The 17,538-nt window shown below is 72.7% G+C and carries 10 protein-coding genes; 2 read left to right on the forward strand and 8 right to left on the reverse strand.

Translation table 11 applies throughout. The features are described 5' to 3' along the window. Positions 1–9 precede the first annotated feature (9 nt). Genes QM788_RS10410 through QM788_RS10440 form a run of 7 tightly spaced genes read right to left on the reverse strand, consistent with a single transcriptional unit; the run spans position 10 to position 14,418 of the window. A complete protein-coding gene (locus tag QM788_RS10410) occupies positions 10–1,257 on the reverse strand; it encodes a serine hydrolase domain-containing protein (RefSeq protein ID WP_415661415.1) in 1,248 nt (415 codons plus the stop codon). An 8-nt stretch (positions 1,258–1,265) separates the two neighbouring features. Further along, a complete protein-coding gene (locus QM788_RS10415) occupies positions 1,266–2,516 on the reverse strand; it encodes a rhamnogalacturonan acetylesterase (protein ID WP_415661416.1) in 1,251 nt (416 codons plus the stop codon). A gap of 2 nt (positions 2,517–2,518) precedes the next feature. After that, positions 2,519–5,251, reverse strand: coding sequence for a Tat pathway signal sequence domain protein (locus tag QM788_RS10420; RefSeq protein ID WP_415661417.1), 2,733 nt, complete (start codon positions 5,249–5,251; stop codon positions 2,519–2,521). Beyond that, a complete protein-coding gene (locus QM788_RS10425; protein ID WP_415661418.1) occupies positions 5,248–6,918 on the reverse strand; it encodes an MFS transporter in 1,671 nt (556 codons plus the stop codon). Before QM788_RS10425 ends, QM788_RS10420 begins: the two co-directional genes overlap by 4 nt. Positions 6,919–6,925: 7 nt before the next feature. Beyond that, positions 6,926–8,089, reverse strand: coding sequence for a glycoside hydrolase family 88/105 protein (locus QM788_RS10430; protein ID WP_415661419.1), 1,164 nt, complete (start codon positions 8,087–8,089; stop codon positions 6,926–6,928). A 21-nt stretch (positions 8,090–8,110) separates the two neighbouring features. Beyond that, a complete protein-coding gene (locus tag QM788_RS10435) occupies positions 8,111–10,522 on the reverse strand; it encodes a glycoside hydrolase family 2 TIM barrel-domain containing protein (RefSeq protein WP_415661420.1) in 2,412 nt (803 codons plus the stop codon). Next, positions 10,519–14,418, reverse strand: a complete 3,900-nt coding sequence (locus QM788_RS10440) for a beta-galactosidase (RefSeq protein WP_415661421.1) — start codon at positions 14,416–14,418, stop codon at positions 10,519–10,521. The genes QM788_RS10435 and QM788_RS10440 overlap by 4 nt, the downstream gene beginning before the upstream one ends. Before the next feature lie 122 nt (positions 14,419–14,540). Between QM788_RS10440 and ftsY the strand changes: the two genes are divergently transcribed. After that, complete coding sequence (gene ftsY / locus QM788_RS10445; protein WP_415661422.1) at positions 14,541–15,743, forward strand: signal recognition particle-docking protein FtsY; 1,203 nt, start codon at positions 14,541–14,543, stop codon at positions 15,741–15,743. Positions 15,744–15,762: 19 nt separating this feature from the next. Beyond that, on the forward strand, positions 15,763–16,152 hold the full coding sequence (locus tag QM788_RS10450; RefSeq protein WP_415661423.1) for a hypothetical protein: 390 nt from the start codon (positions 15,763–15,765) through the stop codon (positions 16,150–16,152). A gap of 2 nt (positions 16,153–16,154) precedes the next feature. On the opposite strand, the gene ffh is transcribed toward QM788_RS10450, so the two are convergent. After that, positions 16,155–17,534, reverse strand: a complete 1,380-nt coding sequence (gene ffh, locus QM788_RS10455; protein WP_415661424.1) for a signal recognition particle protein — start codon at positions 17,532–17,534, stop codon at positions 16,155–16,157. Between the last annotated feature and the right edge of the window lie 4 nt (positions 17,535–17,538).

A 17,538-nucleotide genomic window follows, 5' to 3' on the forward strand; every position in this document is an offset into this window, starting at 1 on the left:
GCGCGATCCTTACTTGACCAGCGCCTGGTAGGTCAGCGTGCGCACGCGCAGGTGCAGCGTGGAGTTGCCGGCGGGCCGGAGCTGCGTCATGAACAGGATGACCAGCCGCTCCTGCGGGTCCACCGTGTACTGCGGGAAGTAGGCGCTGCCCCAGCCGAAGGCGCCCGGGCTGCCCAGCTCCTTGAAGCCGCCCGGGCGCACGTTGACCCAGAAGCCCAGGCCGAAGCCGTCGGCGTCGCCGCCGGACTTGGCGCCGAGGTGGTCGGCCGTCATCAGCGCCACCGTCTTGGGCGAGAGCAGCCGCTGGCCGTCCAGCTCGCCCCGGTTCAGCAGCATCTGCAGGAAGCGCGCGTAGTCGCCCGCCGTGCTCAGCAGGCCGGCGCCGCCGGAGATCAGCTTGCGCGGGCCGTCGATGAAGTCGCTGCGCGCGGCCGTCTCCATCAGCGTCAGCCGGCCGCCCTCCAGGCCGTAGACGTTGGCCAGCCGGCCGGCCTTCTCGGGCGGCAGGTGGAAGCTGGTGTCCACCATGCGCAGCGGGCCGGTGATGCGCTGCTGGATGAAGCGGTCCAGCGGCTGGCCGGACACCACCTCCACCAGCCGCCCCAGCACGTCCGTCGCATAGCCGTAGGTGAAGCGCTCGCCCGGCTGGCCCTGCAGCGGCAGCGCGGCGAGGCGGTCGGTCCACTGGGCCAGCGTCTCGTCGCGGCCGACCAGGTACCAGTCCGTCATGCCCGCCGCCGCATAGGCCGCCTGCGCCGGGCCGGGGCCGTAGCTGATGCCGGCGGTGTGGGTCAGCAGGTCGTGGATGGTCAGCGGGCGGTGCGGCTTCTCGGTGCCGCCGCCGGGCCGGGCCACCTGCACATTGGCGAAGGCCGGCAGGTAGCGGGCCACCGGGTCCTTCAGCAGGAAGCGCCCCTCCTCGTACAGCATCAGCGCCGCCACGGTCGTCAGCGCCTTGGTCATCGAGGCAATCCGGAAGATCGTGTCCGTGCGCATCGGCCGGGCGTTCTCGATGTCCTGCTGGCCATAGGCCTTGAACACCACGGGCCGGCCGTCGCGCAGCACCACCATCACGCCGCCGGCCAGCTGACGCTGCGCGATCTGCTCGTCGATGGCCGCGTCCAGCCGCTTCAGCCGCTCGGGCGAGAAGCCCTGCGCGTCGATGGCGGCGGCGGCCTGCGGCGGCCGGGCGGCGGCGCCCGGTGCGTGGGCCAGCGCGGCGCCGGCCAGCGCGAGGGCCAGGAGGGTCTTGGTCATGCGGGGTCTCAGTCGCCCAGCGGGCGTTGTTGGGTGAAGCCGGGGCTGGCCGCGACGTGGAACTGCTCGGGCGGCTGCGGCTGGTCCGGCGAGATGGCGCCCAGATCATCGCGCAGCGCGCCGGCCACCGGCACGCGGGCGTCGCGCAGGCCCAGCGCCACCAGGCGGGCCAGCTGCAGCGCGCCGTAGCCGTTGTGGTGCGTGTTGTCCAGCCGGCCGCCGTTCACCGGGTGCGCCTGCTGCGAGCGCTCGGGGCCCAGCGCCGCGTAGAAGCGCAGGCTCATCGCGTGCAGGTCGATGAAGGCCAGCCGCATCTGCTGCGCCACCGCGCGCGCCGCGTCGGCGTACTCGCCGAGGCTGGGCTGCAGCCGGCCCTGCGCGTCGAAGCGGCGGCGCTCCATCGACGACACCACCACCGGCACGCCGCCGCGCGCCAGGATGCGCTCGGCGTGCGTGCGCAGCTCGGCCCGGTAGGTCGCGGCGTCGCCGCTGCCGTCGCGCTGCTGCTTCTGGTCGTTGTGGCCGAACTGCAGCAGCACCGTGTCGCCGGGCCGCAGCGTGGACAGGATCTTGTCGAGCCGCCGCCGGGCCAGCGAGTCGCGCAGGGTCTCGCCCGACTCGGCCTGGTTGGACACGGCCACCGTCGGCTTGAACAGCAGCGGCAGCATCTGGCCCCAGCTCGCATAGGGCTCGCCGGGCTGGTCGGCCACCGTGGAATCGCCCAGCAGGTAGACGGTGGGCAGCGCGACCGGCTCGATCAGCAGATGCGTCAGCGCCGGCCGGCTGCCGTTGATCTCCAGCGTCAGCCGCCGGTCCCAGGCCCAGGCCTCGCTGGCGATCTCGCGCTCCTTCAGCGTCACGCGGCCGGCCGCCACGCCCGGCGCGGCGGCGATGTCGGCCGTGCGCAGGTTGACGATGAAGCTGCGCGTCTCGCTGCGGCCGGCCGGCAGCCGCACGCCGTCCAGCATCAGGCGGCGCAGCTCGGCCTTGAGCGTGGTGTCGCTGGCGTCCCGGTCGCCCAGCGTCGCGGTCACGCGGTAGTTGCCCTCGGGCAGGTCCACCGAGAAGAAGGCGGGCTGACCGGCCGCGTTGCGCGGCGCGCCGGGCTCGAAGCCGTGGCCGCGCTCGCGGCTGTAGGCGGTGTCCGGCTGCACCGCCAGCTCGCCGGCCGCCGGCGGGCCGTCGAAGGCGAAGCGCAGCGCCGGCTGCGCCCAGGCGGGGGCGGCCAGCAGCGCGGCGGCGAGCAGCAGCGGCTTCATCGTCAGCCCTCCAGGTGCTCGCCGACCAGCGCCAGGTTCTGGATCGCGGCCAGGCCCCATTGCGCGGTGTCGTTGGTCGAGATCCAGGGCGCCTCGTCCACCGGGTTCAGCGCCAGCGGGCCGGCGATGCGTGTGGTCCGCAGCGGCTGGGCGGCGCTGCGGTCGGCCAGGAACTCGCGCCAGGCGCGCCGGGCCAGCGCCGGGTCGCGCTTGTACGCGGCCGCGTAGGCGGTCAGCCGCGAGTGGCCCACGCTCAGCACGTTGCCGCCGCCGTGCGGCGCGCCCAGCGCCCGGACCTGCTGCTCCCGGGGCGCGTTGTACAGCTCGCAGTACTGCAGCCACGCGGCCGTGAAGGCGGGCTCGTCGATCAGCGCGACCAGCTCGGCCATCATTTCCACGGCGCCGAAGACGGCGCTCAGGTGGCTGGCGCTGATGCGCTCGCCGCTGACGTTGTGGAAGGCGCCCTCGTTGGGCCCGGTGGGTTCGTAGCCGCCGCTGCCGGTGAAGAAGCCGTGCGGCATCGCCGCGATGCCGCGCATGCCGCGCAGCAGCTTGTCGCGCCAGCGCGGGTCGCCGGTGCGCTCCCACTCGGTCAGCACGTTGGCGACGATGGAGCCCCAGTCGGTGCCGAAGCCGATGCGCGCCGGCCAGGGGCCCTTGTCCACGCGGCCGGCGATCTTGCGCACCGGGTCCACCGCGTCCATCTTGCCGTCGGCGCTGAGCACCTCGCGCATGATGTCGCCGACGCGCTCGTCGGCCGTCAGGTAGTAGTAGAAGCGCCGGTAGGCCGCCGTGGAGATGCGCGCCTGCTTGGCGCTGCAGCCCCAGTGCTGCACGTTGTGCCGCGTGCCCAGGCCCTGGAAGCGGCCGGCGTGGTAGATGTCCACCTCGCTGGTGTGGCGCACCATGGCCTCGGCGAAGCGGAAGATGTCGGCCCGGCCGCTGCGCAGGTAGGCGTACCAGAGCCACAGGTCGGGCGACAGCTCCGAGTTGTCCCAGGCGTAGCCGCCCACGTCGTAGCGCCATTCGTGGCGGTCGGCGTCGTAGGTGTGGCGCAGGTCGCCGTAGTCCCAGAAGCCGTACCAGTGGCGCTGCTCGACCTCGTTTTTGTAGAAATCGAACAGGAAGTCCAGCCGGTCCTCGATCTGGCGGCGGGCGGGCGTGCTGCGGTCGGGCAGGCTCCACAGCCGGCCGAACACGCCGGCCGCGAGGTAGCGCTGCGGATGGGCGGCCAGCTGCGGCGGCGCCTGCACTGCGGCGGCCATCTGCACCAGGCGCTCGCGCGTCGGCGTGGCGGCCAGCGCCCACAGCGTGATCTCGCTGCTGCGCGCGATGCCCATCGGCGTGCCGAAGCCCTGCTCGTAGTCCTCGTAGGTGATCTCCAGGCCTTCGAGCTCCTGCTCGTGGGTCTGCATGCCGAGGCCGTCGTGATAGAAGCGCAGGTCCATGGCCGGCGCGTCGGGGGCGTGCATCCACAGCGTCACCTGGGCGGCGTCGGTGTGGGCGTTGCGGATGTCCAGCTGCGTCGGGTGGCGCTGCCAGAAGTCGCGCAGGCCGAAGGCCACGCCGCCGCTGGCGCCGCCGATATAGCCCGAGCCCGGCGCGCGCCGGCCGAAGGCGGCCGGGATCCAGCCGTGGCCGGGCTTCGTGCGCTTCCTGATCTGGAAGCCGTCGGCGCTGAGCTGGCTGAGCGTGTAGTCGCCCCAGGCCGGGATGCGGTGCTGCAGCTTGCGCACCTGCGCGCCCCACTGCTCCAGCGGCGGCGTCGCGCGGCCGGCGAGCTGGGCCTCGCGCACGGCCGCGCCGGCGTCGCGGCGCAGGCCGGTGAGGTTGCGCACGCCCTCGGCCCACAGGCCGCCCGCTTCGCCGGCGAAGCGGACATGGCGGTCGTAGAGCGCGTCGCGCAGCGGCACATCGAAGCGCAGGCCGATGCCGCGCAGGAAGTCGCGCTGCTCGTCGCCGTCGAACACGAAGCTGTGCATCACGCGCAGCGACTCGGCGCCCGCGTAGCCATAGAAGCGCACCGTGAACGGCAACCACTCGCGGCCGGCGGCGCTGCGGTGAGTGCCGTCCACCTTGACGACGGCGCGCACCGGGCCGGCCTGCTCGACGGTGAGCCGGGTGATGCGGCTCTCGAAGGCCGTCTGCGTGACCGGGCCCTGCAGCGCGTCGGGCCGGTCGTCGGCCTGCGCGACCAGCGTGCAGCCGCCCAGCAGCTCGCGGCCGTCGCGCTCGATGCCGCGGATGAGCTGCGCGCCCTGGCGCGGCAGCCGGACGCGGATGACGCCGGTGTCGATGACGACGGCGTCCGCCAGTTCCTGCACGCTGACCCGGGCGCCGGCCGCCGCCGCGCCCGGGCCGGCGCGCACGGCCGGGGCGGCGCCCAGGTCCGCGCCGGCCGGGAAGGCGTGCGCCGTCCACTTCAGCGAGCCGTCGGGCCAGGTTGCCAGCGGCCAGGTCTGCAGCGGCAGCGGCCGGCCTTGCGTGTCCAGCGCGTGGAAGGCCTGGCCCGGGCGGTGCTGGCCGCGCGGCCAGGGCAGGCCGAGCGTGGCGCCCAGCATCAGCGCCGGGGGCGTGCCGTCCAGCCAGCGCAGCGCCGCCGGGTCGGCGGGCGGCGAGGCCGGTTCGGGCGCGGGCGCGGCGGCGGCGGCGGGGCCGAGGGCGGCGAGGCCGGCCAGGCCGCCGACGGGCAGCGTGGCGGTCTTGAAGAAGCGGCGGCGGCTGAAGTCGGTCATGACGGCGTGCGGGGGGTGGCGGGGGAGGGCGTGTGCAGCGTCGAGTCCGCCGCGTGGCCGCTGCCGCGGCCCCACAGGCGGTCGTAGGGCCAGCCGGTCAGGTCCTCGACGATCCGGCGGTTCTCGGGGGTCTCGGCCTCGGTGGCGCCGTTGCGCAGGCGCTCCACCTCGTGCACCAGCACCGCGTGCGTGCTGGCGTTCAGGCGGAACTTCCACGAGGCCAGCGCGCCCAGCAGCAGCATCAGCAGGGGGCCGCCGACCATCAGCAGCGTGACGGTCTGGATGGCTGCGGGCGTCTGCACGACCACCTCGCCGGGCTGGGTCTTGACGTAGCCGCCCAGGTCGATGATCCAGCCGCTGGCCATGATGGCGGCGCTCTGCGCGAGCTTGCGCACCAGCGTCATCACGCCGGCGAAGATGCCCTCGCGGCGCTGGCCGGTGACGGCCTCGTCGACGTCCGGCAGGTAGTTGTAGACCGACCAGGGCACGAAGTTCAGCGTGCCGCGGCCCAGGCCCGCCAGCACGATGGGCACGAACAGCCAGAACGCCAGGCCCGGGGAGAAGCCGGGGCCGGCCGGGTTCAGCGCGCCGAACAGGTGGGCGCCCAGCGCGGCGAAGCGCTCCGCGAAGCCCTCGGGCCGCGCCAGGTAGAAGGCCAGGTAGAGCAGCAGCGCGGCGCCGAACAGCGCGCCCGCGAGCCGGTAGGCCAGCACCGGGCCGGTGCGGATGACGATCTGGATGGCCACCATCACCGAGACCAGCTGCGCCACGTACATCACCGTCATCAGCTGCGAGATGGCGAGCGTGGCGCCCATCAGCACGGTGGCGACGAAGAACGGGAAGGCGCTGTTGAAGATGTCCTGCGACAGGTAGCCGCCGAGGTAGATGGACAGGTGCTGGCGGAAGGCGCGGATCTTCAGCGTCGAGAACAGGTCGCGGAACATCCTGACCGGGATGAGCAGCGCCGCCCGCAGCCTGAAGCCACCGTAGGTCTGCGACAGCACGGCCTGCTCGCGCGGGCCATAGGGGCGCTCCCAGGTCGTCAGCACGACGATGAGCACGACCAGCGAGAAGATGCCGCCGAAGATCGCGGCCATCCAGAAGAAGGTGTCGGGCGAGTCCTTGCCGCCGAACTGGCTGATCAGCAGCGTGGGCAGGTAGGAGGCCAGGATGGCCGAGCTCTGCGCGACGATCATGCGCGCGCCGGCGAAGCGGGCCTTCTCCTTGTAGTCCTTGGTCATCTCGGCGGCCAGCGTCTCCCAGGGGATGAGAAACATCGTGTACAGCAGCTCGAAGAAGATGAACGCGAGCAGGTAGTAGGTGAAGGTGTGGCCGGTGCGGAAGATCAGCGCGAAGCTGGGCAGCAGCGGGATGGTGATCAGCAGGAAGAGCTTGCGCCGGCCGATCTTGCGGCCCACCCAGGTGTGGCGCAGGTTGTCGGAGACGTAGCCGATCAGCGGGCAGGTGATGGCCTCCAGCAGCCGCGGCAGGCCGAGGATCAGGCCGGCGTCCACGGCGGACAGGCCGCAGAAGGTCGTGAAGAAATAGAACAGCCAGCCGGTGATGACGGCCTGGGCGCCGGCGCCGAGCATGTCGCCCGAGCCCCAGCCCCAGTAATTGATCCAGCTCGGCTGGCGCGCCGCCGGGTGCAGGTTCTGCGGCTGCATGGCGGCCTCAGATGAAGCGGACGAGCAACTCGCCCATCGCCAGCAGCGCCATCGCCTGGCCGAACGGCATCGACGTCAGCGGGATGTCCTTGTACTGCTGCAGCGTGTCGAACACCGGCGTGCCGAAGCTCACCTGCGTCAGCTCGCCCGCGTCGTTGATCTTGCCGCGCACCGCCAGCGCGGCCTTCAGGCCCAGCGCCTCGTAGCGGCGCGGCAGGTAGCCCTTGCGCACGGCCTTCAGGATGCCGTAGGCGAAGCCGGCCGAGGCGGCGGCTTCGTCGTAGGAGCCCGGGTCGTCCAGCAGCGTGGGCCACAGGCCGGATGGCGACTGGCAGGCCGCCAGCGCCTGCACCTGCGCCTCCAGCGTGCCGAGCAGGAACTGGCGGAACGCATCGCCCTCCGGCAGGTCCAGCAGCTCGATGAACTCGGGGATGACGATGGTGACCCAGGAGTTGCCGCGCGCCCACAGCGCGTTGGCGAAGTTGTGCCGGCCCTCGAAAGTCCAGCCGTGGAACCACAGGCCGGTCCGGCGGTCGGCCAGGTATTTGATGTGGACGAGGAACTGGCGCTTGGCCTCCTCGACGTAGTGCGGGCGGCCCAGCAGCAGGCCGAACTTGGCCAGCGGCAGCACCGACATCATCAGCGTGTCGTCCCACAGCTGCTGGTGGTTCACGCTGTTGTAGACGATGTGCTGGAAGCCGCCTTCCTCGGTGCGCGGCAGGTCGCGGTAGACCCATTCGGCCCAGCGGTCGAGGTAGGGCAGGTAGCGGCGCTCGCCGCTGCGCTCGAACAGGCAGGCCAGCGTCAGGAAGGGCGCCACCGTGTTGATGTTGCGGCTGGGCATGCCTTCCTTGAAGCGCGCCTCGAACCAGCTCGTCATGATGTCCCAGGCCGCGGGGTCGCCGGTCAGCTCCCAGACCTTGTAGACGCCGTACAGGCCCACGCCATGCGTCCACTCGAAGCCGTTCCAGCCCTTGGTGTCGAGCACGCGGCCGTCGTCCAGGCGCAGCAGGAACTGGCCGTCGGCGTCCTCGATGTGGACCAGGTTGTCGATGAGCCGGGCGATGGCGCCGCGGATGTCGTCGCGGTCCGCGCCGAGCTGGGCCGTGTGGTGGGCCAGCAGCGGATGGATCTTGGAGGAATCGACGGGCTTGAGGATTTGCTGGGGCATGGGTTTGTCTCCGGGTGCGGCTCAGAGCGCCAGCTCGGCCGGCGCGAGGCCGGCGGCGGTGACGCGCAGGCGCGCGGGTTGATGGGGGTCGGCGCGGCGCAGCACGGCCAGGCCGCGGCCCTCGAAGGCGGCGTGCTCGGCGTCGCGCGGATCGTCCACGTCGGCGAGGTTGCCGTTGCCGATGCCGAGGATTTCCAGGCCGCCCTGCGGCTCGAAGCGCAGCCGGTGCGCGGCGTCCGGCACGCGCCGGCCGGCGGCATCGACGACGAAGAAGGCGATCTGCTCCACGCCGTCGGCGCCGGCAGCGACCCGCTGCAGCTCGATGCGCGCGGCCGCGCCGGCCGTCTCCAGCCGGGACTCGGCGACGGGCCGGCCGTCCCGCAGGCCGACGGCCTTCAGCTCGCCGGCTTCGAAGGGCAGCGTCCAGGTCAGCACGCCCTCGATGGCGTCGGCCGCCTGCTGCGTGCCGACCCGCCGGCCGTTCAGCCACAGCTGCACCTCCGGCGTGTTCGCGTAGGCGGACACCACCATGGGCTCGCCCGCCGGCCAGTTCCAGTGCGCGGCGACCCGGGCGCGTTTTTGCTGGTCCAGCAGCGGCGCGCCCTGGCCGGACTGCGAGGCCACCCGCGTGGCCGAGGCCGTCGCGGCGGCCAGGTGGACGACCGGCTGCTCGCTCCACAGGCTGGCGCGGAAGGCGCCGCGCGGCTTCATGAAGCCGGCCAGGTCGAACAGGCCGAAGTCCGCGCCGCGCTGCGGCCAGGCGGGCGCCTCGCCGAGGTAGTCGAAGCCGGTCCACAGGAACTGGGCCGAGATCCAGGGCGTGTCGCGCACGATGGCCCAGGCGCGGTAGTCGTGGCGGTTCTCGCTGCCGTAGATGACGCGCCTGGGGAACTTCGCGTGGTCGGCCGCGTAGCGCGCTTCCTGGTAGTTGTAGCCGGCCACGTCGAACAGCGCGGCGAAGCCGACCGCGTCGCTCATCTCGACGGAGGCCATCGCCGCGGTGACCGGCCGCGTCGGGTCCAGCCGGCGCACGGCGTCCACCAGCGGCGGGCCCCAGCGCAGCAGGTCGCTGGCCGGCGGCGCGGCGGGGCGGTATTTGGCGCCCAGCACCGGGTGCGAGAAGGGGTCGTTGGGGTAGTCCACCTCGTTGCCCACGCTCCACATGACGATGCTGGGGTGGTTGCGGTCGCGGCGCACCATGGCCTCGACGTCGCGCACGCCCCATTCGGCGAACAGTTCGCCGTAGCCCTGGCGGCCCGGCACGCCGACGTTCCAGCCGGCGATCCATTTGTTCTTGGTCGGCGTGAACTCGTCGAAGGCCTCGGCCTGCACGAGCAGGCCCAGGCGGTCGGCCAGGTCCAGCAGTTCGGGCGCGGGCGGGTTGTGGCTGGTGCGGATGGCGTTGACGCCGATGGCCTTGAGCTGCCGCAGCCGGCGCTCCAGCACCGACGCGGGCACCGCCGCGCCCAGGCTGCCGGCGTCGTGGTGCAGGCACACGCCCTTGAGCTTGAGCGGCCGGCCGTTCAACGAGAAGCCGGTGTCGGGGTCGAAGCGGAAGCTGCGGATGCCGAACGGCGTGTCGGCCTGGTCCACCGGCTTGCCGTCCACCCGCACGGTCTGGCGCAGCGTGTACAGCTGCGGCGTGTCGGGCGACCAGCGCAGCGGCCGGTCCACCGCCAGCCGGTGGGACAGCGTGCGGCGCTCGCCGGCCGCCAGGCGGGCCCGGGCCTCGTGCGCGGCGACGACGCGGCCGTCCGGCGCGACGACTTCGCTGCGCAGCGTGAAGGCGCGGGCCTCGGCCGCCGCGTTGACCAGCTCGGCCTCGGCCTTGACGTCGGCCCGGGCCGCGCTGACGGCGGGCGTGGTCACGTAAGTGCCCCAGGGCGCGATGTGCAGCGCGTCGGTGAAGCTCAGCCGCGCGTCGCGGTAGAGGCCGGAGCCGGTGAAGTAGCGCGAGTCCGCCTCGCGCGAATGGTCCACGCGCACGGCCAGCACGTTGGGGCTGCCGTCCAGCTTCAGGTAGCGCGTCAGGTCGAACTCGAAGCTGCTGTAGCCGTAGGGCCGGCCGCCCAGGTACTGGCCGTTGATCCAGACCTGGGCGTGGTCGTACACGCCATCGAAGCTGATGCGCGCGACCCGGCCCCGCTGCTCGGCACCGGCCGTGAAGCTGCGCCGGTACCAGGCGATGCCGCCGGCCGCGTAGCCGTTGCCGCTGCCGAAGTCGGGGCGGAAGGGCTCGTCCATGCTCCAGTCGTGCGGCACGCGCACGACGCGCCAGCCGCGGTCGTCGAAGGCCGGCTGCATGGCCGCGCCGGGGTCGCCCTTCTGGAAGCGCCAGCCGGCGTCCAGCCGCTGCACCTGGCGCTGCGCGAAGGCCGCGGCGCCGAGCGCCAGCAGCGCGGCGGCGATGGCGGTGCGGTGCCTCGTCTTCATCGCTGCAGGGTGCGCGGTTGCGCCACGGCTTCCAGCGGCACGCCGCCGCGCGCCACGGCCAGCGGCAGCAGCCGCACCGGCTCCAGCGCGTTGGCCGCGTCGCCGTCGGTCGTGACCGCCAGCGCCAGCGTGTTGTCGCCGTTCGGGTTCAGGATGCCCGGCGGCAGCACGAACACGCGCTGCGGGCCGATGTGGGCGATGAACTGGCCCAGGTTCCAGCCGTTGACGAAGATCAGCGCGCGGTTCTCGCGCGCCGAGCGCGGCTTGCTGGTGTCGCCGAAGGCCAGGCCCAGCTGCACGTCGTGGCCTTGCGGCAGATCCAGCTTGAAGCTCGTGCGCAGCCAGTAGGTGCCGGGCGCGGGCGGCGCGGCGCCGGGCTGGGTGGCGGCCCAGCCGTCCTGCGGTTGCGCGGGATCGACCGGCAGGTGCCAGCCCATGCGCTCGCCGTGCAGGCCGCCGTTGTTCAGCGGGCCGCGCACCAGGTCGGCGATGTCCTCGCCGCCCTTGTTGCCCTGGAGCTTCCACGCGATGGGCAGGCCGAAGCGCGGGCCCCCGCGCGGCGTCAGGGACGCCGAGATCAGCCCGCGCGCCTCCTTGTGGACGTCGTCGGCGAACAGGTCCCAGTTGTGCGAGTTGTTGCGCACGACGACGGCGATGACGTGCTCGCCCGGCGGCAGGCCCTTCAGCGTCTGGCGGAAGGTGTCGGTGGTCTCGGGGAAGGGCCGGCCGGTGTCCAGGTCCTGCTGGCCGATGAACCGGCCGTCCACCCAGGCCTGGATCATGCCGGCGCCGCCGCCGCCGAAGAACAGCTCCAGCTGCAGTGGCTGGCTGTCGGTGGTCTTGAAGCGGCCGCGGTACCAGACGTCGCCGTGGTGGAAGCCGTAGTCGCTCATCGCCAGCACCGGCTGGCCCTTGTCGGTCGCGGTGTAGACGTTGGCGGCGGACACCGGCGCGTCGGCCCGGCGCCAGGCGCCATCGTCGAACGCCGGGTCGGCCTCCAGCGAGTCGAAGCGGCGGGTCCAGGCTTGCTGCATCAGGTCGGGCAGCGTGACGGCGTCCGGCCCGGCCAGCGCGGCGCGGGCGGCGAGGCTGAAGTCCTGCGCGCGGCTGGCCACCGGCTGGCCGTTGAAGCTGAGCGCGGCGATGCCCTCCGGCACCCAGGCGCGCAGCGCGCTGGGCGCGGTGGTGTCGCCGGTCAGCGCCAGCGTGCCGCCGTTGATCGCGGCCTGGCGCACCAGCGCCGGGCTGCGCACCAGCGCCGGCTGGTCGCCGGCCTGCAGGCGCCAGAACTCCCAGCCGGTCTTCTCGTCGGCCAGCAGCAGCAACAGCGGCGCGCGGCCGCCGCCGCTGACCAGCACTTCGATCAGGCCGTGGTGCGCGTAGTTCAGCCGCAGGTCGCCGCGCCGGGCGTCCCAGGTCACCTGCGCGTTGCCGCGCAGGAGCTTCACGGTCGGCCGGCTCGCATAGCGCAGCACCGTCTCGCCGTCGTCGCCGTCGCGGCCGTACAGCAGCGCCAGGTCGCGCGCGCCCTGCCGCAGCTGCGCCTGCAGCTCGCTGGTGCTGTAGACCAGGTGCTGGCGCTCCAGCGCATAGCTGGCCAGCAGCAGCTTGGCGTCCTGCCCGGTCAGCGTCAGCCGGCCGGCCTGCGGGATCGCATAGCGGCCGTCGCGGGTCTGCAGCGTGAAGCCGAAGGCGGCCGTGCCGTCCAGGTGGTTGTGCTGGGCCAGCAGCACATGGCTGCCGAGCGCCGGGTTGACGTTGTGATAGAGCCTGACGTTGGCATTGCCGGGGTCGAGCACGTCGCCCTTGTCCATCGCCGCGAGCACCGGCGTGGCGGCCTGCACGAAGCCGCCCATCTGCTTGAGCACCATGGCCTTGTCGCGCATCACGCGCGCCTCGCTGATCGGCGCGCCATAGTCGTAGCTGGTGTAGACCACCGGCCCGCCCAGCCAGCCCCAGCTGGTGCCGCCGAAGGCCATGTAGAGGGAGTGGATGGTCAGCGCGTTGATCAGGCTGCCGCCGTAGAACACGCGCTGGTAGCCCGGGCCCTGCCGCCTGGCGGTGCATTCGTAGCTGCCGTTGCTGCCCCAGTAGTCGAACCAGCCCGCGCCGATCTCGGCGACGAAGCCCGGCGTGTTGGGCGAGGCGAGCGCGCCGACCTTGGGGAAGTTCTTGCCGTACAGGCCCCAGTCCGGCGCGGGCGCGGGCGCGCCGGGGTGGCCGAACACGTCGCAGACGCCGCCGGGGTAGCCGTCGAAGGCGTAGAGGTCGGTCGGGCCGGGGTTGGCGAAGGGCGCGGTGGAGTTCTTCGGCGTCCAGTCCGGCAGGCGCGACGCGGCGTTGTGGAACAGCGGCACGGTGATGCCGTCGGCGCGCGCCTTGTCCGCCAGGTGCTGCATGTGGCGGACGTTCTTCGGGTTCACCGCGAACAGCTCGTTCTCCAGCTGGTAGGCGATGACATTGCCGCCGCCGTCGGTGATCTGGTGGCGCGCGAGGATGGCGTTGATCTGCGTCATCCACTCGTCGGTGGCGGCCTGGTACTCGGCCGCGTCGGTGCGCGCCTCGGCGCGCTGGCGCAGCAGCCAGCCGGGGAAGCCGCCGGCCGTCAGCTCGGCGTTCACGTAGGGGCCCATGCGGGCGATGACGTACAGGCCCTCCTCCTCGGCCATCTCGATGGCGCGCTCGACGTTGCGGATGCCGGTGAAGTCGTAGTGGCCGGGCTTGGCCGAGTGGTAGCCCCAGGCGAAGTAGAAGGCCACCGCGTTCAGGCCCGAGGCCTTCATCTTCTGCAGCACGTCGCGCCACAGGCTGGGCGAGGGCAGGCGGAAGGGGTGGAACTCGCCGCCGAAGATCATCTCGCGCCGGCCGTCGATGATCAGCGAGTGGCGGTCCCAGGCGATGGTCCGGGGCTTGTTCTTCGGCGCGGTCGCGCGCTGCAGCTGCGCGGTGTCCTGCGGGATCACGGTGAAGTGGCGCACCGTGCCGGACACGCCGCCCAGCTCCCGCTTCGGCGTCCAGGTGCCGAAGCCGTCGAAGCTGTCCGAGTACCAGTAGCGCTTCGTCGTGTAGTCGTCGAAGTAGATGCGCCAGCCGGGGCGGCCGTCGCTCGACTTGATGGGCACCAGCGACTGGCCTTCCGTCCAGCCGCCCCAGCCGGCCCAGTCGCCGGTCTTCTGCACGGTCCACGGGCCGTCCAGCGCGGGCGCGGTGGCCAGCTCGATGAACTTGGTCGTCTCGTTCTTCGTGAACGCGGTGTAGCGGCCGCCGTCCCGCACGACGAAGGTGTCGATGGTGTTGTGCTCCAGGCCCCGCATCGGCACCGGGTCGGAGAAGGCCGTGAACCCGGCGTCCAGCACCTTCAGCGTGTAGGCGCCGAACGGGCCCTGCGTGCCGGTGCGGGACAGGCTCACGACCAGCCGCAGGCTGCCGTCGGCGTCGCGGAACCACTCGGGCGCCCAGACGTTGCTGACCCCCGGCAGCCGCACCGGCACGTCGGCCAGGTGCGTCCAGTGCTTCAGGTCGGCGGAGCGGGCGAGGCCGAAGGTCGAGCCGCTCCAGCCCGTCGTGTAGGCGATGTAGTACAGGCCGTCGGCCGCGCGGATGATGGACGGGTCGCGCAGCAGGCCCCGGGGCGGCTGGTAGACCTCCGAGCCCAGCGACGTGAAGCCGATGCCGTCGCTGGAGGTGAACAGGCTGAGCCGGTCCTGCGAGGTGGCCGTGAAGGCCGACATCAGGAAGCTCGTCTCGCCCCGGGGGGGCGGCCGGACCGGCAGCGACGGCGTGCTGACCGCCGTCGGCGGCTGCTGGCCCGGCAGGTCCTGCGCCTGGGGGGCGGTCCACAGCAGCAGCGCGGCGAGCGGGAGGGACCGGAGGGCAGGAAGCAGGGCAGCGTGCATGGCGGACCGGGAGTGCGGGAAGCGCGGGGAAGTGTCACCCCGTTCCCCGGCGCCAAAAAATCAAGCGCATGCGAGAAAGGCCGCGCGGCGGCCCGGCCCGCGTCCCGGCGAAAATGCCGCGCATGTTCAGTTTCTTCAAGAAGTCGGCGCCGGCCCCCGCGCCCGCCGACACCGACGCGCCCACGCTGCTGCCCGAAGGCTGGGCCACCCGGCCGGCCAGCGCGCCGCCTCCGCCCCCGCCGCCCGTGGCCGAGCCGGTGGCCGCACCGCCTCCCGCGCCGGTGCCGCCACCCGCGCCGGTGCCAGCGCCAGCGCCGGTCGCGCTCCCCGCGCCGCCGGCACCCGTCGAACCGCCGCCGCCAGCGCCAGCGCCTGCACCCGCTCCGGTTCCGGCACCGGCACCGGCACCGGCACCCGCCCCGGCACCGCGCCAGAGCTGGATGGAGCGTTTGCGTGCCGGCCTGCGCAAGACCGGCGGCAGCATCGCGGGAGTCTTCAGCGGCACCAAGATCGACGAGCAGCTCTACGAGGAGCTGGAGGAGGCGCTGCTGATGGCCGATGCCGGCGTCAAGGCCACGCAGTTCCTGCTCGACGACCTGAAGCGCCGCGTCAAGGACGCCCGCGCGACCGACCCGCAGGCCGTGCGCGCGCTGCTGATCGACGCGCTGGCCGCGCTGCTGGCACCGCTGGAGAAGGGCCTGGAGGTGGGCCGCTTCACGCCCACGGTGATGATGGTGGTGGGCGTCAATGGCGCCGGCAAGACCACCAGCATCGGCAAGCTGACCCGCCATCTCGCCGAGGCCGACCAGAAGGTGCTGCTGGCCGCGGCCGACACCTTCCGCGCCGCCGCGCGCGAGCAGCTGGGCGTCTGGGCCGACCGCGCCCAGGTCGAGATCGTCAGCCAGGAGGGCGGCGACCCGGCCGCCGTGTCCTTCGACGCGGTGAACGCCGGCCGCGCGCGCGGCGCCGACGTGGTCATCGCCGACACCGCCGGCCGGCTGCCGACGCAGATCCACCTGATGGAGGAGCTGAAGAAGATCAAGCGCGTGATCGCCAAGGCGCAGGCCGATGCGCCGCACGAGGTGCTGCTGGTGGTGGACGGCAACACCGGCCAGAACGCGCTGAACCAGGTGCGGGCCTTCGACGACGCGCTGGGCCTGACCGGCCTCATCGTCACCAAGCTGGACGGCACCGCCAAGGGCGGCGTGCTCGCGGCCATCGCGCGCGAGCGGCCGGTGCCGGTCTACTTCATCGGCGTCGGCGAGAAGCTGGAGGACCTGGAGACCTTCAGCGCCCGCGAGTTCGCCCGGGCGCTGCTGGAGTGAGATGCGAGCCGGCGCGCTGATGCGTCGCGGGCTGCTCGCCGCCGCCGCGCTGGCGGGCGCCTGCAGCGGGCCGATGGCGCTGGCGTCGGCCGCCGCCAGCCAGCCGCCCCTGACCTGGGGCGACCTGGCCTTGATGGGCCTGGGCGCACTCGCCGGGCCGCCGTTCGTGCTGGGCCTGCAGGTCGCGCAGCGCAATTTCAGGACGCTGCGCCTGGGATGGACGCTGGGCCTGTGCGGGGCCGTCTATGCGGTCACGGCCGGGCTGGCGGCGGCGCGGCTCGCAGCGCGCGGGGCGGGCCTCGGCGGCCTCGGGCCGCAGGCCCTGACCTTCCTGGTGCTGGGCGCCGCGATGATGGCCGGCCTGGCCCTGGTGCGCGCCGTCTTCAGGCGCCATTTCGTACCCGGATGAGCTCACATCCCGGGCAGCATGCCCTTCATGCCGCCCAGCTTCTTCATCATCTTCATCAGGCCGCCGCCCTTCATCTTCTTCATCATCTGCTGCATCTGGTCGAACTGGTTCAGCAGGCGGTTGACGTCCTGAATCTGCACGCCGGCGCCGGTGGCGATGCGGCGCTTGCGGCTGGCCTTGGTCTTGCCGTCCATCAGCAGCGCGGGGCGGGCGCGCTCCTTGGCGGTCATCGCGCGCAGGATGCCTTCCATGCGCTTGATGTCGCGCTCGGCGCGGTCCATGTCGGCCTGGCCCGGCTGCTTGTTGCCCATCATCTGCGTCGGTAGCTTGTCCATCAGGCCGCCGAGGCCGCCCATCTTCTTCATCTGCGCGATCTGCTGCAGGAAGTCGTTCAGGTCGAAGCCGCCGGTCTTGAGCTTCTCCGCCATGGCCTGCGCGTCGGCCAGGTCCACGCTCTGCGTGACCTGCTCGACCAGCGCGACGATGTCGCCCATGCCCAGCACGCGGCCGGCGTGGCGCTCGGCGTCGAACACCTCCAGCCCGTCGATCTTCTCGGACACGCCCGCGAACTTGATCGGCGCGCCGGTGATCTGCCGCACCGACAGCGCCGCGCCGCCGCGCGAGTCGCCGTCCAGCTTGGTCAGGATCACGCCGGTCAGCGGCAGTGCCTCCTTGAAGGCCTTGGCGGTGTTGACCGCGTCCTGGCCCTGCATCGCGTCGACGACGAACAGCGTCTCCACCGGGTTCAGCGCCGCGTGCAGTTCCTTGATCTCGGCCATCAGCGCGTCGTCGATGGCCAGGCGGCCGGCGGTGTCGACCAGCAGCACGTCGAAGTAGTGGCGCTTCGCGTGGTCCAGTGCGGCCAGCGCGATGTCGCGCGGCTTCTGGTCGGGCGCGGACGGGAACCACTCGCCGCCGGCCTGCTTCGTCACTGTCTTCAGCTGCTCGATGGCGGCGGGGCGGTAGACGTCGGCCGAGACCGTCAGCACCTTCTTCTTGCGCTTCTCGATCAGGTGCTTGGTGAGCTTGGCGGTGGTCGTCGTCTTGCCGGCGCCCTGCAGGCCGGCCATCAGGATGACGGCGGGCGGCTGCGCGGCGAGGTTGATGTCGGCCACGCCGGCACCCATGGTCGCGGCGAGCTCCTTGTGGACGACGGAGACCAGCACCTGGCCCGGGTTCAGCGAGCCGACCACCTCCTGGCCGAGCGCCTTCTCCTTGACCCGCGCGATGAAGTCGCGCACCACCGGCAGCGCCACGTCGGCCTCCAGCAGCGCCATGCGCACCTCGCGCAGCATGTCCTGCACGTTGCTCTCGGTGATGCGGGCCTGGCCGCGCATCGTCTTGACGAGGCGACTCAGGCGGTCGGTGAGGGTGGATGCCATGGGG

Origin of the sequence: Roseateles sp. (assembly GCF_047654785.1) — a bacterium.
GTDB lineage: Bacteria > Pseudomonadota > Gammaproteobacteria > Burkholderiales > Burkholderiaceae_C > Pelomonas.